Consider the following 20,822-nt stretch of genomic DNA (forward strand, 5'->3'; position numbering starts at 1 on the left):
AAGCTAGTCGCGATAAGGTGTTTCATGAATCATTTTTTCGAGGGGTACTACCTTGAATCCTTCCGATTGAAGCCATGGCAAAAATGCATCCAAAAATGCTACCAACTCTTCATTGGTATCGTGAAGAAGAATAATGGAACCCGGTCGTACAGATTTTCGCAAACGCGCCGACAACAAAGAGCCCGTTCCGATTACCGTATCGTACGAGCGCACATCCCACCCCACAGGAACCACTTCGTGACGCACAACAGCTGCCGCCACACGCGGATTGGTAAGCCCGAACGGCGGCCGGAACCAACGTGGCCGCACACCTGCCGCCTGCTCAATGGCCTTTTCGCAGGCTTCCATTTCGCGCACCATGTTTCTCGTCCAACGCAGCGGAAACCACCACCGGTGATAGTACCCGTGATTGCCCACGGTGTGCCCATAACGCACCAGCTCTGCCACGATCCCCGGCCTTTTACGAACATTTTCACCAATCAGGAAGAAGGTTCCTTGCACACCGTGATTGTTGAGACAGCGCGCAACGGGCAGGGTGATATCCCGCGGTCCGTCGTCAAAGGTCAGGGCAACTTCTCTTCTGCTCCGATTGCCGTGGTTTCGAAGCGGAAGAAAATACCGCGCGCGAATCATCACGGTTCCAATAAAAAGCAAGAACACATACAGCGCTGCGGGCAACACAAGCCACCACCACGAAAGCGCCCCATAGCCTGCAAATGCTGCGAGCAAGAGCACGATAAGCAGAAAAAGATTTCGGGCTATTCGGTGGTTCAGCATGTGCTGACCAAGATAAAACTATGGTTGCGTTCCAGAAAATGGTTGTACAACAGAGCGTGTTTCAATGGGCGCACTACCTCTCCGCTCAGCAACGCATAATCGGGAACATATTGGTGATGCAGCGTCATGGCCGCCATCCACAAACCGAAAGAAACCGCCGTGTGGTACTCGCCGCTCAAATGCTTAAACGCAGCCTGTACAGGCTGATGATCGCTAAAGAGGTGCTGTTCCATCCGGTCGTACCAGGGCTCGGCAGATTGATCGCCATTGCGGCCGATTACGAACAAATCTATATCCTGCGGTCCGAGCTTGTTGCGCTCCAAAAACCGTGAAGCCAGTTGGAGTACCTCATCTTCACCCGGTTTGTAATGGGTTTCCACATCCATCACTTCGGCATAGGAATGCTCTTTTCCGCTGCCTAGCACCATAAACATCGCACCCTCGCCACCTGTGGTACCGCGAAGTCGGGTTTGCAGCAGCTCATGGGGGTGGACGGGTTGCACCCTGTACATTCCCAATCGCGCCATCAGTTGAACCGAGGGCGTAATCAGCTCATCAATAGCCCCGAGCAAAATATTTTCAGCCCTGCCCTCTTCGCCCAGTAAAAGCGCGTCATAGAGCGCTGTCTCAAAGGATGCTCCGCGCTGGGAGTAACACATATTGTACACATGCCACTTGTTTTGCAGGGCAATTTGTCCGCCAATGGTGTTGTGCGTACTCTGAATAAACGCAGTAGGCGCCAATGTTTGTTCTTCTCTTTCAATCATTGAGCGCAAAAAACGGTCGGTATCTTGTGTGCAGCCGAGTGCAGTGGCCGTTAACACCGCGTCGGGCGATTCGAGATTTGCATCCTTCAGGGCTTGTCCGGCGGCCGCAATCCCCATGCGCAGAATACGCGCCATCCTGCGCAATGTCATGGGTTGAATCCACTCCTTATAATCGGGTTCTATGGCGCTTAAGCATTGTAAAGGTTCAAAAACCGGCTGCTCAGGAAAGGCCCGTGAACCAAAAGTTTCCTGCGCCGAGATGTTTCCTATGCCGCGGATGTACAAGCTCATGGTCTGGAAAAAATGATGCTGCTGCAATTTCCGCCAAAACCAAAGGAATTGCTCAGCACGTGGTTCACAGTTTTGTTTTCGGGCGACGTGACGTAGGTCAAGGGATGCTCCATCAACGGATTCTCCAGCCTCAGCGTGGGAAACATCATCTGCTCACCGATGCTCAAAATGGAAAAAACGGATTCAACCGCACCCGCAGCACCGAGCGTGTGACCGGTAAAACTCTTGGTGCTCGTAACGGGCGGTGGCTCGGTAAACACTGCACGAATAGCCGCCGCCTCGGTTTCGTCGTTGTTGGGCGTGGCGGTTCCGTGGGCGTTGATGTGGTTAATGTCCGCAGGACGCAAACCGCCCTCCTTCAATGCCGCTTCCATGGCCATCCGGGCTCCGGTGCCATCGGGCGATGAGGCAGTTTGGTGATGGGCATCGTTGGTATTGGCATATCCTGAAACCCTGGCCAAAATGCGCTTTCCGCTTTTCAGGGCATCTTCTTCGGATTCGAGCACTATGTACGCAGCGCCCTCTCCCAGGTTCAAACCTCTGCGGCTCTGATCAAAAGGTCGGCACAGCTCCTTGTCGAGAATCATCAATGAATTGAAGCCGTTGAGGGTAAACCGCGACAATCCATCAGCACCTCCGGCAATGGCATTTTTTATACGACCCGCACCAATCATTCTGGCTGCCAACATAATGGTGTTCACAGAAGAGGAACAGGCCGTATTGATGGAAGCGAGAAATCCGCGAACACCCAACTCTTCGGCGAGTTGCTCAGAGGTGCCGCCGCAGTCGTGATTAAACACCTCGCGCATATGGCCGTAGTGCTCATTCTCCATGAAACCGGGGTAGAAATCTTCGGTGCGGTCCATGCCCCCTACGGTGGTTCCGTTCATGAGTCCGGTAAGGTGATTGGGTGTGATTTGCGCCATTTGGATTGCTTCGCGAGCGGCGAGAAGGGCGATGAGGGCGGTTCGCGACCAAAAGGGTGGGTGGGTGGGCCCGGAACGGGAAATCAACTCACCGCGATCCGCCCGAACTTCGCCCAGGGGCATTTCGTGGTGAATCGTGCTCAATAATTCAGGGGGAGCAATTCCATGCCGACCGGATTTGAGCGCGAGCAGGTTCTCCTCTACCCCAAATCCGAGGCAGGTAACTACGCCCATTCCGGTAACAACTACCCCCTGCGGCATTTAAAATCAGGCTTCCTTGCGCGACTGAATATATTCAGCCATGGTGCGCACCGAGTGAAAAACATCTTTTCCTGCTTTCGGATCCTCGAGCTTGATACCGTAATTACGCTCCAGCAATACAATAAGCTCCAGGGCGTCAATGGAATCCAGGCCCAGTCCGTCCATAAAAAGCGGGGCATCGGTTTCGATGTCGGCAGCTGTCATTTCTTCAAGGTTCAATTGCTGAATGATTTCTCCTTTCAGCTTTTCGATGAGTGCGTCCATGTTGGAATGTTATCTGTGTCTTTTATCAATTGTGTGCTAAGTTGCGAAATATTCGTTTCACCGTGCTGCTTTTTTACGTGCATCATCCACGCGCGTGCCTGCTGGTCTATCAAATCTACCCAACCCACGATGAGTTCATTCATGCCTGACTCCATCATCAGTTTTGCGTGCATCAGGATTTCGTCCGGATTGGCAGCATCGGTAACGACACAAAGATTCTCACCCGAGAGACGATATCGAATCGCTATTTCACCGAGCATGATGTTGGGTAATGTGTACACGAAAACAGCCGGACTGGGCAATGGGTTCAGGGTATCGGTGATTAGCTCCTGGTGCGCACAATCCGAAACAATGGATGACGTGCGGTTAAAAATCAGAATTCCTGTTTGTTGCGGATCCACAATCCTTTTATCATCCACCAGAACCTCAACCGCCAGGGTAGCCAGCTTGCAAAGGCTGTCCATCTTGAAAAACTTCGGATAAGCCATGTTCAACTGGCGGTACTGGTCGCTAAGCCATGATGTGAGGCTCTCGGTTTCGCGCCATTCGGTTACCGCAAGGCCATCGCGATGCCAGCATCCGTCTCGCAATTGCACGGTAGAGACGATATGGAGTTTCATACTCATAGCGCAAACAAGGCAGCGGCATTGCAGCCTCCAAAGCCCGATGAAGTTTTTAGAAATGTGGTTACCGGAGCATTAAACGCCTTGTCCACAACGTTCAAGGGCTGTGTTACGCCATGCTTCCTGAAGCCCAACGAGGCCGGCACCCACTGCTCACGCAAGGCGTGCAACCCCACCACGGTTTCGAGCACTCCGGCGGCTCCTAGGGTATGACCAAAAACTCCCTTCATGCTGTGAAGCGGAATTTCCTGCAGGCCCATTCGATTCATGGCCTGGCACTCCATTTCATCGTTGAATGATGTAGCCGTGCCGTGCGCTGAGATAAAACCGGGGTACTCTGTTGAGCTGTCTTCCTGAACCCGCTTCATGGCCTGGTAAAGTCCTTCTCCCGTGCGAGAGGGTCCGGAAATATGATTGGCGTCATTGGCCGACGCTCCGGCGATGAAGCGAGGAAAATCGGTATTGTCTGACTTTTCAAGCACGCAAGTGGCCACTGCCTCGCCAAGCGAAATACCCTGTCGGGCGGCATCATAGGGGCGGCATGGTTCAGGGCTTACCGCATGAAATCCTTGAAATCCGCTCAGGGTGAAACGAGAAAAAAGATCGGCACCGCAAACCACCACCTTGTTGCAATGCCCCGCCTCAATCATGCGGGCACCCACAATAATGGCGAGCAATCCGGAAATGCAGGCATTGGACACAATCTGAACAGGCTGTGCAGTGTTCAAAGCGCGCTCTATGTTCGTGCCGAGTTGGTAAAGTAAGCTGCGACCGGGGTTCTTGTACTCCCCTTCAAGGATGTCAATGTTGCCTTTGGTGGTAGCAATCAGCAGGCGCGTATCAGAACTTTGAAGATCAGCACCGGAAGCCCTCATTACCTTGGTGATTGAAAAGATCATGGCCCTTTCCAGCCGAGTATTTTGATCAAAGCCTTTGGTGGCCGCTTCCATTTCTTTCCACTGATGCTCACTGAATGCAGATCCGTAAACGTCCTGGCACCAGGAGATGTCGCTCAACAGCCGGATGGCAGTATCTCCGCGACGGATCGCTGCCATATTGGAAGCAGTATTTAAACCGAGCGGCGTGGCAATATGGTCGGCAGTGATGCGCACCATACACTACAACCATTTGGCCTTCCACTGCTCAAAGTAAGGGGGCAATACAAGTTGAAGTTCACCCGAAAAATCGGTAAAAACCTGAATGGTTTTTCCGGTGGCCATGAGCGCATGATCTTCAAGACGGAAAATACTGTAGTGGAAAATTATCTTGGCAGCCGGCGAATTCTCAAAACGCACCTCCACCCGCATTTGGTCTCCGTAGCGCAAGGGTCGTTTGTAGGCTACTTCGGAGTGAACAACCGGAACCTGAAGGGATTGCGCTTTTACGTCGGTATACCCTATTCCGTACTTGCGTCCAAATGCTTCGCGCGCTTCTTCAAAGTAGTGAAGGTAGTTTCCGTGCCATACCACTTCCATGGAATCCACTTCCGAAAAGCGAACCCTAAGCTCTATAGACGCCGTTAATTCGCCTACTGACAAGCTATTCTATTTTTTCGAAGATGCGCATATCACATTCAGCCATCAACTGGCCGTTGCGATATACTTGTCCGGATACCAATGCAAAACTTAATACGCGGTTTTTCACCTCAATTCTGGTTTCGATGGTATCACCAACTTTTGGAAGGCTATGCACAACGAGCTTCCGGATGGCTCCGATGAAACCGATGTTCACTTCCTTTTGTTCAGACATGGCCAGGTATCCGCCCCTCACAGCCGCAGTTTGCGCGATATTCTCTGTGAGACCTGAAGCAGAAAAATGCCCATTGCTACAGAACACATTGTCGGCAGTGATGGCGAAAGAGGTTTCGGTTACCACATCATCTGTTCGCAACAGGTGATCAATCATCACCATCGGTGGTGCCTGCGGAATCATTTTTAACACCGCTTCCTTATCTGCCAGCATGGTTTCCATTGTTGTTCGCTTCTTTAAGAGCCCAAAAGTCGTAATAATTATACCATTGGTGGGGATATGCCATTACTTTTTGTTCCAACAACCGGTTGAAAAGTGCAGCATATTCGGCCGCAGTTTGCGCAGCTTCTGTGGTGTGCGCGTAAAAATGGTAGGTTAGTGCACTGCGCTTCATGCAGAATACATACAGAACCGGAACCTTCATTTTCTCAGCAAGAATAAAGGGCCCTAGCGGAAATTGCGCGGGTTTACCGAAAAATTCCGTGGTGTGGGTGCGCTGGCCTTCTACAAAACGATCGCCATGCAGCGCAACAATTTCCTTTCTGTCAAATGCCTGCTTGATGGCAACGAGATGCGAAAGGTCGTCGCCAATAGGGATGATGTTGAGCGCCCGCTGCGCCATGATGTTTTCGAGGTACTTTTTGAGTTGCTCGCGCTCGGCGTCCATCATCACGAGGTTTACGGGTGTATCAAACTTGTTGAGCATGTGTCCGGCAACTTCCCAGTTTCCTACATGTGCACTGATAAGCAGCAAACCTTTGCCGGCATCGAGTGCATCGGCTATGTGCTCTTCACCGTCGCGGATAATGCCGAAAGGCACGTCAATCGCACCCGACATTACCACAGCTTTGTCAATCAGCGTTTGCCCGAATTGCACCAGGTTTTTGTAGGCCGCTATGCGCGCTTTACTCCCTGTCCAGCCGTGCACCTGCTCAAAGTACTGCATCTGAGCACGCACGGCTTTTCCGGCGAAGAGAAAGTAGTAAAACGTCACAAACCTCAACAGCAGGTATGCGCCTTTCACACCGAATGTGCGGAGGGTCCAGAAAAAAATGCGGTAACCGAGGACTGTACCCCTGGACTTTCCTTGCCAGGTGGCCATGCGGCTATTTGTTGACGGGTGAGTGTTTGGCTATGAAACCGTAGAAATCGTCGAAGGTGGTGATTTTCTTGAAATCGTCGGCGGTCATTTTAAACCCAAAATGCTCATCTACAATCACCACGAGGTCCACGTAATCGAGGCTGTCAAGGTCGAGTATTTCGTGAAAGTTGGCACTTCCTTCGATCGCTTGTTCATCAACCTCAAATTCCTCCGTCAAAAATGCGTTGGCAGTGCTTATGATTTCGCTCATTTCCATATTCAGCCCTTGTATTTTTTCAGTATCAGCGATGAATTGGTACCGCCAAAGCCGAAAGAGTTTGACAAAAATACGTCTATCTTTTGACTTCTGGTAGCGGCAATGATGTTGAGTTTTGCCGAGTGCTCACAGGGGTTTTCGAAGTTGATATTCGGTGCGATAAAATCATTGTGCATCATGAGTAGTGAGTACACTACCTCACTTGCTCCTGCCATCCAGCATTCATGGCCGGTCATGGATTTGGTGGAACTTACCGGAGTGTTGGATTCCCCAAAAACGGAATGGATGGCCTGTGCCTCGCTGGCATCTCCAATGGGTGTGGAGGTTGCGTGTGCGTTCAGGTAGTCGATTTCGGAGGCTTTCATTCTGGCATCACGAAGTGCCATCTCAAGACTTCGCCTCGGACCATCTACACTGGGTTGAGAAATGTGCTCACCGTTGGATGAAAAGCCGTATCCCACGATTTCGGCCAGGATGTTTGCACCTCTTCGAAGGGCAGATTCAAGGCTTTCTACAATGAGTGTTGCAGCACCTCCTGAAGGAATCAGCCCGTCGCGATCGCGATCGAACGGACGCGAAGCTTTGGTGGGTTCGTGCTCACGAATGGAGAAGGCGCCGATTCCGTCGAAGCTGCTCATGGAATAATGATGGACCTCCTGTGCTCCACCGCAGACCACCATATCCTGAAGACCACTTCTGATCAGGAAATACGCCATTCCTATGGAGTGCGAACCACTGGCGCAGGCCGCACTGACTGTCATGTTGATGCCCCGTAACCGATATATGGTGCTCAGGTTCATGGTTACCGTGGAGTTCATACTTTGAAATATAGACCCTGAGCCCACCATGGTGGTGTCTTTCCGCTCGCGTACCACGTCGTTCGACTCGATGACGGCTTTGGCGGAGCTGTCGTTTCCGAAGAGAATTCCCACTTCGTGCTCATCGAAGTAACCCTCGTCGAGACCCGCGTTGGCCAGGGCTTCACGGGTTGACATCACGGCAAATTCTGCCTCTTCAGAAAGCTGAATGCGCTGACGTCGGCCAATCAAACCCTTCAAATCAGGGGCGGGAACCATTCCGGTGAGTCCGGAGCGATAGCCAAATTCCTTGCGAACCGGGTCGAGAACAATGCCCGATTTACCTGCGCGCAATGAAGCCGTTACCTCGTTGAGATCCAGACCCAGGCAGGAGTATATCCCGATGCCCGTTACAACAACCCTCCGTTGGCTCATCAATACAATCCTCCGTTTACCGAAATCACTTCACCGGTTACATACGACGCGACAGGAGAGGCAAGAAATCCAACCACCGCTGCTACTTCCTCGGGAGTTCCGAAGCGCTTCATGGGAATAATGCCCTTGTATTCGTTTTCGTCAATATCGGCCGTCATATCTGTCCTGATGAACCCGGGAGCCACCGCGTTAACCGTAATATTTTTTCGGGCAACTTCTTGCGCGAGTGCCTTGGTTGCGCCAATCATGGCTGCTTTGGCCGCTGAATAATTCACTTGTCCGGGCATTCCTTTCAAACCTGATAGAGAAGCAACGTTGATGATGCGTCCGTATTTGTTGCGCAACATGTGTTCCAAAAGCGCACGGGTAACAAAGAAAGCACCATCCAAACTGGTATCCAGCACATCGCGCCAGTCTTCATCACTCATCCAAACCATCAATCCGTCTTTGCGAATACCGGCATTGTTTACAAGCACCTCGATTTTGGCACCTTCATGGTCTGCGAGCCATTGTTTAATTGCATCGCTCACATGGGTGGCATTTCGCACGTCGAACTGAATCAAGGAAGCCTGTTTCCCCAATGCTTGTACCTGCGCACGGGTTTCTTCGGCAGCATCTGATGCACTCCGGTAATTAATCAGAATGTCGTAGCCCATACCGGCCAGTTGGAGCGCTACTGCCCGACCAATTCCGCGTGAGCCTCCGGTTATCAATGCGTACTTATTGCTCATTTTTCGAGTTCAATGGGGTTGTGGTGATTCATAATTTCTATCATGGCGTTGATCCAATCCGTGCCCGGAGTGTCTTCAATAAATGCCGGAATCTGCGCCCTCACCAGGTTGTACAATTCGCGGCCGGCGCCCGAAAGTTTGTCTTCGCACCTCAAGCAATCAACCGCCTGGCATACCGCAATCGCTTCAATGGCCAGCACGCGTTGGGCATTGGTAATCACCCTTTGGGCCAACAGTGCCGCGTTGGCACCCATACTTACTACATCCTGATTGTCGTTATTGTTCGGGATGCTGTGGATGTACATCGGGTTGCTGAGGGTTTGATTCTCTGCGGTGGTTGACACAGCGGTAAACTGCATACCCTGCAAACCAAAATTAAAGCCGAGTTCTCCCAGATTCAGGAAAGGAGGCAGTTTTTCGTTGAGTTTGTGATTCACCAGGTAGTTCAGTTGCCTTTCGGCCAGCATGCTGAGTTTAGTGATGCCAATTTTGAGTTTATCCATTTCAAAGGCAGCGTAATCGCCGTGAAAATTACCGCCGTGAAAAACGTTCTCACTTGCCACATCAATGATGGGATTGTCGTTGGCAGAGTTCACCTCCTCCAGTAATATGCGTTCTGCGTGGCGCACAGTGTCCAGCACTGGGCCGAGGATTTGCGGCACACATCGAAGCGAGTAATACTCCTGCACTTTCTCTTTGAAGACTGCCTCACCGTTGGTGCCCTTGTACATCCTATCCGTGCGAAGCTTGATGAGCTTGCTCTCACTGAAAAGCGCACGCATGGCCGCAGCCACCACCTGCTGTCCGCGGTGTTTTTTGGCCTGATTGAGTTCTAAGGACACGTGGTCGTCGTAGGATTCCATCAGTTCGTTAATAATGGCCGAAAGCTGTGTGCTCCATCGCACCAATCGTGTGGCTCTGGTGATGTTGTGCAACCCAATGCCCGACATGGCCGCAGTGCCGTTCATAATCGCAAGGCCCTCGCGAATATGGATGTCTGTAAACCGTAGTGATGATGCTCCCGGCACTTCCCGCACCCGAATGATTTGACCATTGTGTACCACTTGACCCTCGCCGATCATGGTATGGGCTAAATGCGCGAGCTGCACAAGGTCGCCACTGGCCCCCACTCCACCGTGCTCTGGAATATAGGGTGTTATGCCTTCATTGAGAAAAGAGGCGAGGCAGTGAACTACATCCGGGTGCACTCCGGAGTATCCCAGCATAAGCGTATTGAGACGGCAAAGCATCAATGCCCGCACATCCGTTGCTCCAAGGGGCTCACCGTGACCTGAAGCATGACTGCGAATAAGATTAAGCTGAAGGTCGCGCCCTTTTTCGTCCGGAATACGGTACTGAGCCATGGGCCCGAAGCCTGTATTGATTCCGTAGATAACCTTGTCGCGGGCAAATTGCTCAAGGAAAGAATAGCTGTCGGAAACCCGTTTCAGGGCTTCGCTGCTAAGCTGCACCTTTTCATTGCCGGAGACAATTCCGTTAAACTGGTTGATATCGAGGTTTCCTTTTCCGATTTCCATTACAGGCTATAGCGGTTCAATGTTACGCAATTCTTTGCTTGCTTCAGGCAAGCCGGCACCGGAAGATGGTATGACCCATTCCGATATGATCTACATCCTTGTCAACAATAAGACCCGCCCGGTGCACAAGGCGAATCATATCGCGGGAGTGATACATGCGGCTGTTGCCATTTGCCATGGCGGTAAAGTAGAGTGAAGTGGCGTTGAGACTGTAGGTTGCGGCTTCAAAGCGCTGCCGGTCCCAGTAGGTTTCGTTGATGTAGAGGCGGGTATTTTCCGACATGGATGCAGCAGCCCTTTGAAGGATACTGAGTATTTCCTGTTCGGAAAAACAATCCAAAAACTGGCTCATCCAGATAGCATCTGCTCCTTGGGGGAATTGATCGTGTGCGTTGAGCAAATTGATTACGTGGCCGTGGATGCGGTTTTCCACACCATGCTCGCGGGCATTTTGCGCCGCATCGCGCAGTTGCCCCGGAAGATCGAGGATGGTTACTTCCACATCGGGGTTGTACTGCACGCACTGAAGCGCCCAGCGCCCGGTATTGCCGCCTACATCAAACAAACGTCTTGGTGGGTTTTCGTCAAAAATGAGTTTGAGGGCCGTTGGGAAGGCATTATCTGAGTAGTAGTGATCAAAAGCAAACCAGCTTTTGCGAACCTGCTCAGGAAGTTCGGCAAGGGCCTCGTAGATGGTGTTCCATTTCCCAAATACATCAAGACCAGCGGGGCGCTCTTCGCGGATGGATTCTTCCAAAAAGAACAATCCTTTGTAGCATACGTCGTGAATGAAATCCATGTTCACACGGGTCATTTCATCGTGAAGCATGAAGTAGCCCGTTTTCATGAGCACGAAGGCATCGCCCCGGTAATCCACCAGATAGAGGCTGGCACCCATATCGAGCAATACACGAACACCATAAGCAGAGATTCCGGTTTGGTTCGAGATGTCTTCCACCGAAATGCCCGCATCTCCTGCATCCGCCACCGCCTTAAGAATTCCGGTTTCCCGCAGCACCCTCGCGCACTGAAAAGCTACGGGTGCAAAACTGAGTTTTTGCGCTTCGAACTTGGCATCTACTGCCGTAAGGTCTTTGCGCGGTTCGGGCATGTTGTTCATGGTTGCAAATATGGCGAACTCCGAAGTTTTGACCTAAAAAGAAAAGCCGGTTGCCTGAGGGAGCAACCAGCTTCTAAGAAGCTTTGGTGCGAGGGTTATTTAAATGCCTTTTTATTGAGCAGCGCGCCCAAGCGCTTACCGGAAATAGCAAAACTCTCAGCTACGCGTTGTTCAACAGCGTAGTCAGCACCAAAAGCCTGGGCTCCCGGTGCTTTGGTGATGGTAACCTCAGCAAGGCTATTGTTCATATCACTTGTTTTCACAAAATAGGCCACACCATCAATCTCTGCGGGTTTGCGCGTGACACCAATATTAAATCCCGGCTCGATGCGGGTCACATTAAAAACGACGGTGTACGCAGCGTCGGGATAGTTTCCGAAGGTGGCATTTTTGGAGACCACTTTATTCAGCAAATCAACGAATTTGGGAATGTAGAAATTTTCTCTTGCGCCATTCCAGCCATCAAGCCAACGTGATCCATCGCCCATCTTTTTTGCATCGCGCTCAGAAACATTTTTTTCAACATACTCGGCCTCCGACATTTTTCCTACTTTCATGTTGTCGTCAAAAACCACCGAAACATTTACTTCTGACTCTCCTTTGAGAAATGTAAGATCTCCGTTCTGCTTTAACTTTTGCGCATTCAGGGCAACGGTCGTAAGAAGCACCAGCCCAATTGTGAAAATACTCTTTTTCAAGTGATTAAGTTTTGAATTTTAGTAGTCAGCGTAACCTACCCAGACTGGCAACATCACGGCCTAATCTGCCAGAAGGCGAAAAGGTGTCACGATGATTGTCGACAAGTTGGCTATACGAATGGTTGCATTGTATTGGCGAAAGTAGGGATTGATAACCATGAGTGCAAACCACCATCTCATGTTTTCACCCGCAATGACCTATAAATACGGTATTGTTCGTAGATCAGGTGGTGTGGGTTACTTAACCCATTTTTTGAGTTGCTTGCCGCTGTCCTGCATCACATCATATACGGTACGTGCCCAAAAATTTCGCACTCCGAAGCCACCGGGTTTCGCCACCATCCGCCGGGCCAGCAGAATTTGGTTCGTTTCGATATCCAAAAATACCACCCACATGGAGCCCAACTCCTCTATCTTGTTGAATGACTCTATAACATAGACCAACCCCACGCCGCTGCCCTGCACATTGTAGCCGGAAATGTGTTTTACGAGGTCGTCTTCAGTTATACTGATGTTCTCATAGCGAACAATGGTTGAAGCATCGCGGGCGGCATTCAGTTCATTGATGAAATCCATGTTGTAATGAACATTCGGCTTTTTGTAGAACTTCCCGATATCGTATTTCTTACTCTCAGAAAAAACGATGTTGTTCCACGCGGGGATAAATCTGTCTTTTAATTCGCTGGCGCTAGCTGTTTCACCTACCACTACCGCCTTCGAAAAATCCAGGCCGAGCCATGTTATGTCATTGGTTTGTGCTACCCTTTAATCTCCTTGAGCCATATGGCTCAAGGAAGCAATCGTCAGACCCAAAGTAATCAGCAGTTGTTTGATCATAGTCGCGCTCAGATTTGAAATACCCATCAAAGGTACTAAAAATGGCCTCCACGCTAAAAAATCACCTTCTACGTAATTTTCCTGTAGCTGTCTTTTCCAGAACTTCCACCCGATAAACGCGCTGCGGGATTTTGTAGGTACTCAATCTTTCGCGGCAATACTTTAACAAGGCCTCGATATCCAGCCCTGGTTCACGCGAGACCACTTCAGCTTCTACAACCTCACCGAGCAGTGGGTGTCTGCCACCAAAAACCCTACTCTCGACAACATGGGAATGACTGTTTAACACGCGCTCTACTTCTTCCGGAAATACCTTGTTTCCCGACACGTTGATCATCGATTTCTTTCGTCCCACCACGGTAATCAATCCATCAGGGGTTTTTACGGCTAAGTCACCGGTAAGGAACCAGCCTTTTTGCAATATCTCCTCACGCCGGCTGGGCGGTTTGAGGTAGCCGTTGAACATACCCGGACCGGCAATGGCCAGATGCCCCATGGTATCGGCGGGTAAAACGTCAAAATGGTCATTGAGAATCTCCACGCGATAAGCCGGCAAAGCATGGCCCACAGCTTCGGGGTTTTGTTCAGCATTCAGATGATTCACAATGGGCAAGCCGATTTCAATGATACCGTAAGCCTGTGTTACGGGATGACCGGTTTTGGTGGTGAAGCGTTCAATATCGGCAGGTGAGATGGCCGTGGAGGTAGAAATCACCAGGCGCAAACTGCTCAAATCCAATTCACGGGGATGATTGGCCAACAGTTTCAAGTGCATGGGCGACGCGTAGAGCAAGGTTGCGCGGGTTTGCCGGCACATATCTGCCACGGTTTCGGCGAGAAAATCGCGCGCAATGGCTACTGCAGCACCCACGCGAACGTACAACACAATAGAAACCACAAAGTGAAAAGCCATGGGCAACACCCACAAAACCACTTCACCGGGTTTCAATGCGAGCAGTTCATTGGCTGCATCTACCCGCTCGTACACTGCTTCATGGCCAATCACCACACCTTTGGATTTTCCGGTAGTTCCACTGGAAAAACGTATAAACGCGGGATCGTCTAAATGAGCGGCCATGTGAGCACTGAATGCGGCTCCTGTAAACTGCAACCTGAAAGAGTCCAAAAAAGGCAACGCTTTGTAATGCAAGGCATCGCCTACGTGGGGATTTACTCCACTTTGGTCGTCTAACAAAGCATGCAAGCCGGTTTCAGCAACAATTTCATCAATTTCGGCGCGCTTCATCTGGTGCGAAACAGGCAGCACTACCGCTCCTGTGCCCACAGCAGCAAACAGTCCGGAGATAAAATACCGACTGTTGCGGCAAATTAAGCCCAGTCCCACTCCGGGCTGCACGCCTTGCTCCACGAGCCACTTGCGCAATGCTTCGGTTTCGGCCCAAAGCCCGGCATAGGTCATGGTGCCAAACTCATCGTACACAGCAACGGCCTCCGGCCAGCGGGTGGCGGCATCTTTGAGCATGTAATACACGTTTCGCCCCATGTCAATGATTGATTTCAAGATCCTTTCGTATGCGTGCTATGGCTTCGTTGCGCGATTTCCCAAGCGATGCGTAAGCCGCTAAAACGCCCGCCGCATAGCCGGTTTGCAAACATGTTCCCATTACGCGGGCGCTGGCCTGCGCCAAGGCATCAGCCGAAAGGTTCCTCCCTGCAAAGTAAAGGTTTTTAGCGCGGGCAGATGTTAAGGCTCCCGCCGGAATGTGATAGCTTTCACCATCATCCAGCCACTGCATTTCAGCTTGCTTTCCCGGCCTCCAAAACTCAATGGGCCAGGCTCCTGTAGCTACCCCCTCGGAATGTTTCCGCGATTTTAATACATCTTCGGCACTCAATGTATCTTGCCCCAGTGGAGAAAAGCCTGTGCGAAACCCTACTTCGGGAGCTATTTCTGAAATCCTGGCGCCGGCAAAGGCCACATATGCCGTTCGGAGATATGCTACCACTGTTTTTATCTGTTCCTCAGAAGATTTCAGCATAGCCGCGCGCTGGGCGGTATCGTGGGTCACTTCTTCAGACAAGGGCAACTTAAAGTACGACGCCCCATTGCGGTAAGAACCTTGTACCACAGAAAGTAATGCTAAGTCCTCTGACAGGCTTCCCCCGCTAACCCCTTTACGTAGAGCCATTCCCAGGGCAAAAGGCAAGGCATCGGCTGGCATGGCCGAAAGTCCTTCGAGCTTAAAAACCCGGGCTGCGGCCTGGTTTTCTTCTGCCCTTACCCAGTCTCTTCCTGCGAGAAACGACAGCACCGATTCACCGCTGCAATCAATAAACTGCGTTCGCGATGTACCCAGAGTGTCGCCTGAATCGGTCCGTAAATTTTCAACAAACCCATTGCTTGTAGCTACAGCATGTACTTCGGTTTTATATCGCACCTTGACCTCGTGCTCCTTCAGTAATTCCTCACTTAACTCCTTAAAAGATTGAATATCGTAGGGCAAAAAATGCAAGCGTTTGTGGAATTGTACCGGCCGGCTGTTGCTCTTTTTTGCAAGGTTATCGGCAAATTCGCGGGCAAATCCGCCCACAGCCCATTTTGGTTCTTCTTCAGGACTGGAATAGTACAAGCCACAGACCGTCCCCACCATGGCGGCAGTAGCTTTTCCGCCTGGATAGGCGTTGCGATCGAGCAGTTCTACCTGCACACCGCTACGGGCCGCACCCACGGCAGCTGCCATTCCGGCCGAACCGGCCCCGACTATCAATACGTCTGCGTGGTTTTGCATCAGAGGTCTCCGCGAAGTAAGTCGAGTTTGAGGAGATTCTCAAATTTAAGCAATTCGGCCTCATTCATACTTTGCTCTGTTCGGCCTACCACAATTCGCAGGCAATCGCGGTAACGCATAAACACAATGGTAAAGCCCGGCGGCACCGGATTGGGCGGGTAATGAAACACGTCCGCAATACGGCGGCCCATAAAGGAATCGAAATGCTCCAGCGACGGCCCGATATCTGAAAACGAAAAAGTGGTTACTACACCTTTGGTAGGCCATTTCATAAAAAGGTTGTAGATACGCAGGGGCATCCTCCTGAAAATGTTCATCATGGTTGCGTACGACTCGGGCATACGGCTTCGCACCTGGTCAATCATTTGCTGCGAAATAACCTGCACGGCTTCTTTGAGTGAGTTTAGCGAGGGGTGCGGAATGCGGTAAAACATGAAGGATATCTGGTTGGTAAGCACGGCTCCTTCCCCACCTCTCATCCGCTGGTTTTGAGGCACCGGCACCCAGTGCGTGTTTCCGTGTGTGCCTCTGTCAATCAGAATGGCATTGACTGAACGAGCTGCGGCAGCCAAATAGTAGGGCCCGTTGCCAAAACGCGCCCCGTGCTTACGAGCGAGTTCGTCCACCAGCAGGGTTTGGTCGCGCGTGAGGTCAATGATAGCATAGTGGGTTTTTTGGTTGGGCTTGATTTTTTCGTGAAGCAAGCTTGCCACGCGCTTGTCGGCATTCATCAGAAAATGCCTGGACTCATTAAACTGCCGCACCTTCTTTAAAAAATGATCCTTTACCCGCTGATCGGGAAAAAAAGCTGCGAGGTTTTCGGGCGCGTCGAGCCTATCGAGCATACGTACCAGCATTTGTAATCCGCGGTTGTCAATAATGGCGTGGTGCGCCGAAAACACGAGTCTCGTGCACCCGTTGGGCAGTGGCACCAATCCAATGTGGAAGAGCTTACCGGCGCGGGGTTGCAGATCAACGTGTAATAACGGGTCTGGAATAACGTCTTCGGTGGGTTCAAATTCCTCTACGGTCAGCTCAAAACGCTCGCTAGATTGTTCCCAGTTGGGCATCTGAAAGGGATAGCCCCGTTTGAGATTGATGGAATTGAGCAGCGAGAAAATTTCTTTTTGTTGAAGTCGTTCTTTGATTTCGTCGGCCGCTATCTCCCCTTCCAAATCAAGCGCCATGTGTACCACATTTCCGCGGTAACCCAGTTTTTCGAGGTTCCGCGCCACCAGCAGATTGAAATAATCGGCGCCGGACAGGGGGGCTTTGTGTGGTTGTTGTTCAGACATAGATAGACGGGTCCGAATCGGACGTCATTGCATCGTCAAAGGTAGAACTTTAGAATCGGAGCTGCTTTAGCGATCCCTATTAGCCGAGTGCTCAGCAGCACAGCGCGCCAGCATCTGCACAGAAGCGAGGTTTTCAGGCAGGAGCTTTTCTTCGGGCAGGGTAATACCGTACTTTCGTTCCAGAAAAAGCACCATTTCAATCACGGAGTAGGAATCTATTCCCACGTCGCGAAGCACCGTATCAGCGCGCAATTCCACTTCCGACGAAACAATGTTTTCCTTCACAAATGCCAGCAATGCTGTTTCGAGTTCCTGTTGATTGGCCATTATTCTGATCTAAAACGGTGATATCCCACGGCTACTCCCATCATGGCAAATCCAAAGACAACCAGTTTCAGGGCGTCGCCGAGAATGTCGCTCGTACCTGCTCCGCGCAGAAAGATGTTGTAAAAAGCGTTCAATCCCCAATTCAGGGGAGATACCACGCTGAGTTTTTCCATGATAACGGGCATCACGTAGGTGGGCACCCAGATTCCTCCGATAGCGGCAAAAATCAGTACGGCCACTGAACCACCAATGGTAGCCTGCTGCATACTGGTGGCTACGGTACCCAGCACCAAGCCGGAACAGGTGGCCGCAAAAGCATTGCAAAGCGCCACCACAGCTATGGCTGCGAGGTGACCACCAAAATTCAGTACGGGTAATCCAACCAACGGAAGTAACACTATGCCTACCAGCATCATCAGCACAAACTGAATGTTACACACCACAAAAAACACGGCAAACTTGCCGAGCAGGATATCGAGGTAACTGCCGGGCAGGGTTTTGAGGCGCACCATGCTTCCTTCACTTTTCTCGCGAATAAGGCTTACCGAAAGCGGAATGATGATGAAAAACATGGCGAAGATGGTCCACGCAGGTACGTTGTGCTGTACCGTGTTGGGAAAGGTGGTCATGCGATCGTGGGTGGCGTATTCCTGCTTGAAAAGCACTACATCCTCATTGTTGAACTCAGGCTCGTCTCCATCCGGAAGCAGCTTGGCGAGCTCGCGCGAAAACGTTTCGAACACGAGTTTGGTTTTCATTTCGGAGATGAATTCACGCAAGGTTGACGATACCGAGTTAATGAATGCCTGTTGCGCTGCGGGATCTACGAACACCGTAATTTCGGCTTTTTCAATAGGCTCGAATTCAGCATCCGGATCGAGCAAAGCCCGCTCAATGTTTTGACTTACACTGCGTCGAATGGCTTCAGAAGCTCCTTCGGGTACAACCACGGCCAGCAGGTATTTTCCGGAGGAAACAGCCTCCTCAGCCGCAGTACGATTGAAATCTTTACCGTTCTCGCCCGTTACCAAACGCACCAGAGATGTAGATTGCAGTCCGCGACGAATACTGGTGCCCAGCGAATCCTGATCCTGATCTACGTAGATAATCGGCAGACTGCTCTGACTCATGGTGCTGTAGGCCGCATCCTGAATCAACGTCATGATGAAAATCAGCATCACGGGCATAAAAAACAGAATGGCTAAACCCGCCTTGTCGCGACTCAAAATGAGCAAATCCTTGTATGCCGAGGCTTTGAATCTGTTAAACATCAGTCGCGCAGGGTTTCACCGGTGAGTTGGATAAAGTATGACTGCAGATTGTCCGCGCCATCGGTGGCCGCAATCAGCTCTTCGGGCGTTCCTTTCGAAAGGATATGACCGGAATCAATAATCGCCACCCGCGAACACAAGTCCTCCGCTTCTTCCAGCAAATGGCTTGTGTAAAGAATACTCACTCCCCGGTCGCGGTTGATTTCTTTCAGAAAGTTGAGAATCACGTGTCTCGACTGAACATCCACCCCCACGGTGGGTTCATCCAGAATGAGTAATTGCGGTTCGTGAAGCAGGGCGGCGATGAGATTCACGCGGCGTTTCATTCCGCCGGAGTAATGGTGAACCCGCTTTTTCTCGTGTCCGGTAAGCCCGAAGCGATCCAGGTAATAACCGATTTTCTCATTAAGCTGGGCAGCGGGGATGCTGTACATCTGGCCGAAGTAGCGCAGGTTCTCGAGCGCACTCAGGTTATCAAACAGAGCAATTTCCTGCGGCACAACACCCAAGTGGTGCTTAATGGTTTCAAAATCTGTCTCTACGGACAAGTCGTTGATACGTATGGTTCCGGTATCGGGCCGGATCATTCCGCAAATCATGGATATTGTGGTGGTTTTACCGGCTCCATTGGGCCCCAGCAAACCAAAAATCTCACCGCGGTACACGTTCAGACTAAGATCGGTAACCGTAGGTTGCAAGGCGTGCTTATAGCGCTTGCTGATATGTTCGATAGATATGACCGCTTCGCCCTGCATGAGGGCTGCAAAGGTAATCGAATTTGCTGCACTGAAAGCTTGTGAAGATGTCAACAGAAAACCATACTACTGCACACTCGCCACGGGATAATAAATCTCCGTAACCCACTGGTCAGGCTGATCGCTCTGAGCGGGTCCGATTACATAGCGCTCCCACGGGCTTCCCACTATCTCCAGATTGAGTTGCTCAATCATAGAGTGAATCGCATAGTGCGTATTACCCGATGATTCGTAATCGCCCAGGTGCTCCATCATTACGGTTTTGCCCTCGTAGGTGGTTCCGCGTTGAACGTTGTCGTTGCCGGGTTTTTCACTGTTGCAAGGAACGGCCACTTCCAGTTCGGTGCGCTCATTCTCTTCGTCCCATTCGTGAAAAACAGCAAAAAACGGCCCTGAAATGCGACCCGCGTCTTCGCCGAGGTAGCTGAGTATCTCCTGGTACTTCTCATCAAAAAAGCCGGAAGTCAACTCATCAAAAGCAAGCGACGCTGCAATGTAGTAGTAGGTTTGCGATTCAACCTCCACAATATCCACATCTTGAGTTTCGGCAGAAGCAGCCGAACAAAGCTCTGCAAGACCAACCAATCCTTTTTCCAGGTCGGGGCCCATCATATTGTCCATATTGTCCTGCCCCATCCAGAACATCCAGCCAGGAAACTCGCCACTGGTGGACCATTTTACCCTGGTTTTCCCGTCTTCAGAAGAGAATTCCCATTTTTCGCGGCTCTCGGCTTCAAAAGGCTCTTCGAACATAAGGCGCGACACGATTCGCAGGTTGGGCTCACTTTCCAGAATTTCTATCCAGCCTTTGCCCACATCGCTGTTTCCTGACCAGCGATAAATAGCTCCTACCCCGGATTCAGGGCCTTCAAATGAAAGACTGATATGCTCATCGCGCTGCTCCCACGGCGACCATTTCATTCGGTTTTGGTGATTGTTTACCGTGTTGTACACTACCTCTACCGGAGCGTCAATCACAGCCTCACGGCTCACGTCATACGGACGGGGGTTACACGAAAAGAGTAAAATACCGCAAAGGGTAAGGAGTAAAATTGAATTTTTCATGGTGCGTTGGTTTGTGGTTATACCACGAAGGTAATAGAAAGTGTGGAAGAGCCAATGAGACGATGAGCCAATTAGACGATAAGCCGATTAGACGATTAGACAATGAGCCGATTAGACAATGAGACGATGAGCCGATGAGATGATTGGCCAATGAGCCGATTAGACAATTAGACAATGGGGACCTTGT

General features: G+C 51.0%; 23 protein-coding genes. All 23 read right to left on the bottom strand.

The window, feature by feature from the left end:
* Nucleotides 1–3 precede the first annotated feature (3 nt).
* Nucleotides 4–777, bottom strand: coding sequence for a polysaccharide deacetylase family protein (locus EA392_13210; GenBank protein ID TVR37216.1), 774 nt, complete (start codon nt 775–777; stop codon nt 4–6).
* Nucleotides 771–1,835, bottom strand: a complete 1,065-nt coding sequence (locus tag EA392_13215; protein TVR37217.1) for a 3-oxoacyl-ACP synthase — start codon at nt 1,833–1,835, stop codon at nt 771–773. The genes EA392_13210 and EA392_13215 overlap by 7 nt, the downstream gene beginning before the upstream one ends.
* Nucleotides 1,832–3,022 (bottom strand): beta-ketoacyl-[acyl-carrier-protein] synthase family protein, encoded by a 1,191-nt coding sequence (locus EA392_13220; GenBank protein ID TVR37218.1) that lies wholly within the window; start codon nt 3,020–3,022, stop codon nt 1,832–1,834. The genes EA392_13215 and EA392_13220 overlap by 4 nt, the downstream gene beginning before the upstream one ends.
* A 6-nt stretch (nt 3,023–3,028) precedes the next feature.
* The gene (locus EA392_13225; protein ID TVR37219.1) at nt 3,029–3,286 is read right to left on the bottom strand and encodes an acyl carrier protein; all 258 of its coding nucleotides are present in this window, start codon (nt 3,284–3,286) and stop codon (nt 3,029–3,031) included.
* Nucleotides 3,262–3,912 carry a hypothetical protein gene (locus EA392_13230; protein TVR37220.1) on the bottom strand — a complete coding sequence of 217 codons (651 nt, stop codon included), beginning with the start codon at nt 3,910–3,912 and terminating at the stop codon, nt 3,262–3,264. Before EA392_13230 ends, EA392_13225 begins: the two co-directional genes overlap by 25 nt.
* Nucleotides 3,909–5,024, bottom strand: a complete 1,116-nt coding sequence (locus tag EA392_13235; protein TVR37221.1) for a beta-ketoacyl synthase — start codon at nt 5,022–5,024, stop codon at nt 3,909–3,911. The genes EA392_13230 and EA392_13235 overlap by 4 nt, the downstream gene beginning before the upstream one ends.
* Nucleotides 5,025–5,027: 3 nt before the next feature.
* Nucleotides 5,028–5,384: an acyl-CoA thioesterase gene (locus EA392_13240; GenBank protein ID TVR37222.1), complete on the bottom strand. Its 357-nt coding sequence runs from the start codon at nt 5,382–5,384 to the stop codon at nt 5,028–5,030.
* 64 nt (nt 5,385–5,448) lie between these two features.
* A complete protein-coding gene (locus EA392_13245; protein TVR37223.1) occupies nt 5,449–5,880 on the bottom strand; it encodes a 3-hydroxyacyl-ACP dehydratase in 432 nt (143 codons plus the stop codon).
* Nucleotides 5,858–6,760, bottom strand: coding sequence for a lipid A biosynthesis acyltransferase (locus EA392_13250; GenBank protein TVR37224.1), 903 nt, complete (start codon nt 6,758–6,760; stop codon nt 5,858–5,860). The genes EA392_13245 and EA392_13250 overlap by 23 nt, the downstream gene beginning before the upstream one ends.
* 4 nt (nt 6,761–6,764) lie before the next feature.
* Entirely contained in the window at nt 6,765–7,016 is a 252-nt protein-coding gene (locus EA392_13255) for an acyl carrier protein (GenBank protein ID TVR37225.1), read from the bottom strand.
* Between the two features lie 2 nt (nt 7,017–7,018).
* A complete protein-coding gene (locus EA392_13260) occupies nt 7,019–8,248 on the bottom strand; it encodes a beta-ketoacyl-[acyl-carrier-protein] synthase family protein (protein TVR37226.1) in 1,230 nt (409 codons plus the stop codon).
* Nucleotides 8,248–8,979 carry a 3-oxoacyl-ACP reductase FabG gene (fabG, locus tag EA392_13265; GenBank protein ID TVR37227.1) on the bottom strand — a complete coding sequence of 244 codons (732 nt, stop codon included), beginning with the start codon at nt 8,977–8,979 and terminating at the stop codon, nt 8,248–8,250. The genes EA392_13260 and fabG overlap by 1 nt, the downstream gene beginning before the upstream one ends.
* A complete protein-coding gene (locus tag EA392_13270; GenBank protein TVR37228.1) occupies nt 8,976–10,517 on the bottom strand; it encodes an aromatic amino acid lyase in 1,542 nt (513 codons plus the stop codon). The genes fabG and EA392_13270 overlap by 4 nt, the downstream gene beginning before the upstream one ends.
* 43 nt (nt 10,518–10,560) lie before the next feature.
* The gene (locus tag EA392_13275; protein ID TVR37229.1) at nt 10,561–11,637 is read right to left on the bottom strand and encodes a methyltransferase domain-containing protein; all 1,077 of its coding nucleotides are present in this window, start codon (nt 11,635–11,637) and stop codon (nt 10,561–10,563) included.
* Nucleotides 11,638–11,732: 95 nt separating this feature from the next.
* Nucleotides 11,733–12,305, bottom strand: coding sequence for a hypothetical protein (locus EA392_13280; GenBank protein ID TVR37230.1), 573 nt, complete (start codon nt 12,303–12,305; stop codon nt 11,733–11,735).
* Nucleotides 12,306–12,572: 267 nt separating this feature from the next.
* The gene (locus tag EA392_13285) at nt 12,573–13,043 is read right to left on the bottom strand and encodes a hypothetical protein (protein TVR37231.1); all 471 of its coding nucleotides are present in this window, start codon (nt 13,041–13,043) and stop codon (nt 12,573–12,575) included.
* Between the two features lie 190 nt (nt 13,044–13,233).
* Nucleotides 13,234–14,676, bottom strand: a complete 1,443-nt coding sequence (locus EA392_13290; GenBank protein TVR37232.1) for a hypothetical protein — start codon at nt 14,674–14,676, stop codon at nt 13,234–13,236.
* Nucleotide 14,677: 1 nt separating this feature from the next.
* On the bottom strand, nt 14,678–15,922 hold the full coding sequence (locus EA392_13295; GenBank protein TVR37233.1) for an FAD-dependent oxidoreductase: 1,245 nt from the start codon (nt 15,920–15,922) through the stop codon (nt 14,678–14,680).
* A complete protein-coding gene (locus tag EA392_13300; GenBank protein ID TVR37234.1) occupies nt 15,922–17,217 on the bottom strand; it encodes a hypothetical protein in 1,296 nt (431 codons plus the stop codon). Before EA392_13300 ends, EA392_13295 begins: the two co-directional genes overlap by 1 nt.
* Nucleotides 17,218–17,283: 66 nt before the next feature.
* Nucleotides 17,284–17,544 carry an acyl carrier protein gene (locus EA392_13305; protein TVR37235.1) on the bottom strand — a complete coding sequence of 87 codons (261 nt, stop codon included), beginning with the start codon at nt 17,542–17,544 and terminating at the stop codon, nt 17,284–17,286.
* Nucleotides 17,544–18,815, bottom strand: a complete 1,272-nt coding sequence (locus EA392_13310) for an ABC transporter permease (protein TVR37236.1) — start codon at nt 18,813–18,815, stop codon at nt 17,544–17,546. The genes EA392_13305 and EA392_13310 overlap by 1 nt, the downstream gene beginning before the upstream one ends.
* Nucleotides 18,815–19,570: an ABC transporter ATP-binding protein gene (locus EA392_13315; protein TVR37237.1), complete on the bottom strand. Its 756-nt coding sequence runs from the start codon at nt 19,568–19,570 to the stop codon at nt 18,815–18,817. Before EA392_13315 ends, EA392_13310 begins: the two co-directional genes overlap by 1 nt.
* Before the next feature lie 66 nt (nt 19,571–19,636).
* Complete coding sequence (locus EA392_13320) at nt 19,637–20,635, bottom strand: hypothetical protein (protein TVR37238.1); 999 nt, start codon at nt 20,633–20,635, stop codon at nt 19,637–19,639.
* Between the last annotated feature and the right edge of the window lie 187 nt (nt 20,636–20,822).

The sequence above is a fragment of the Cryomorphaceae bacterium genome, assembly GCA_007695365.1.
Taxonomy (GTDB): Bacteria; Bacteroidota; Bacteroidia; order Flavobacteriales_D; family SKUL01; genus SKUL01.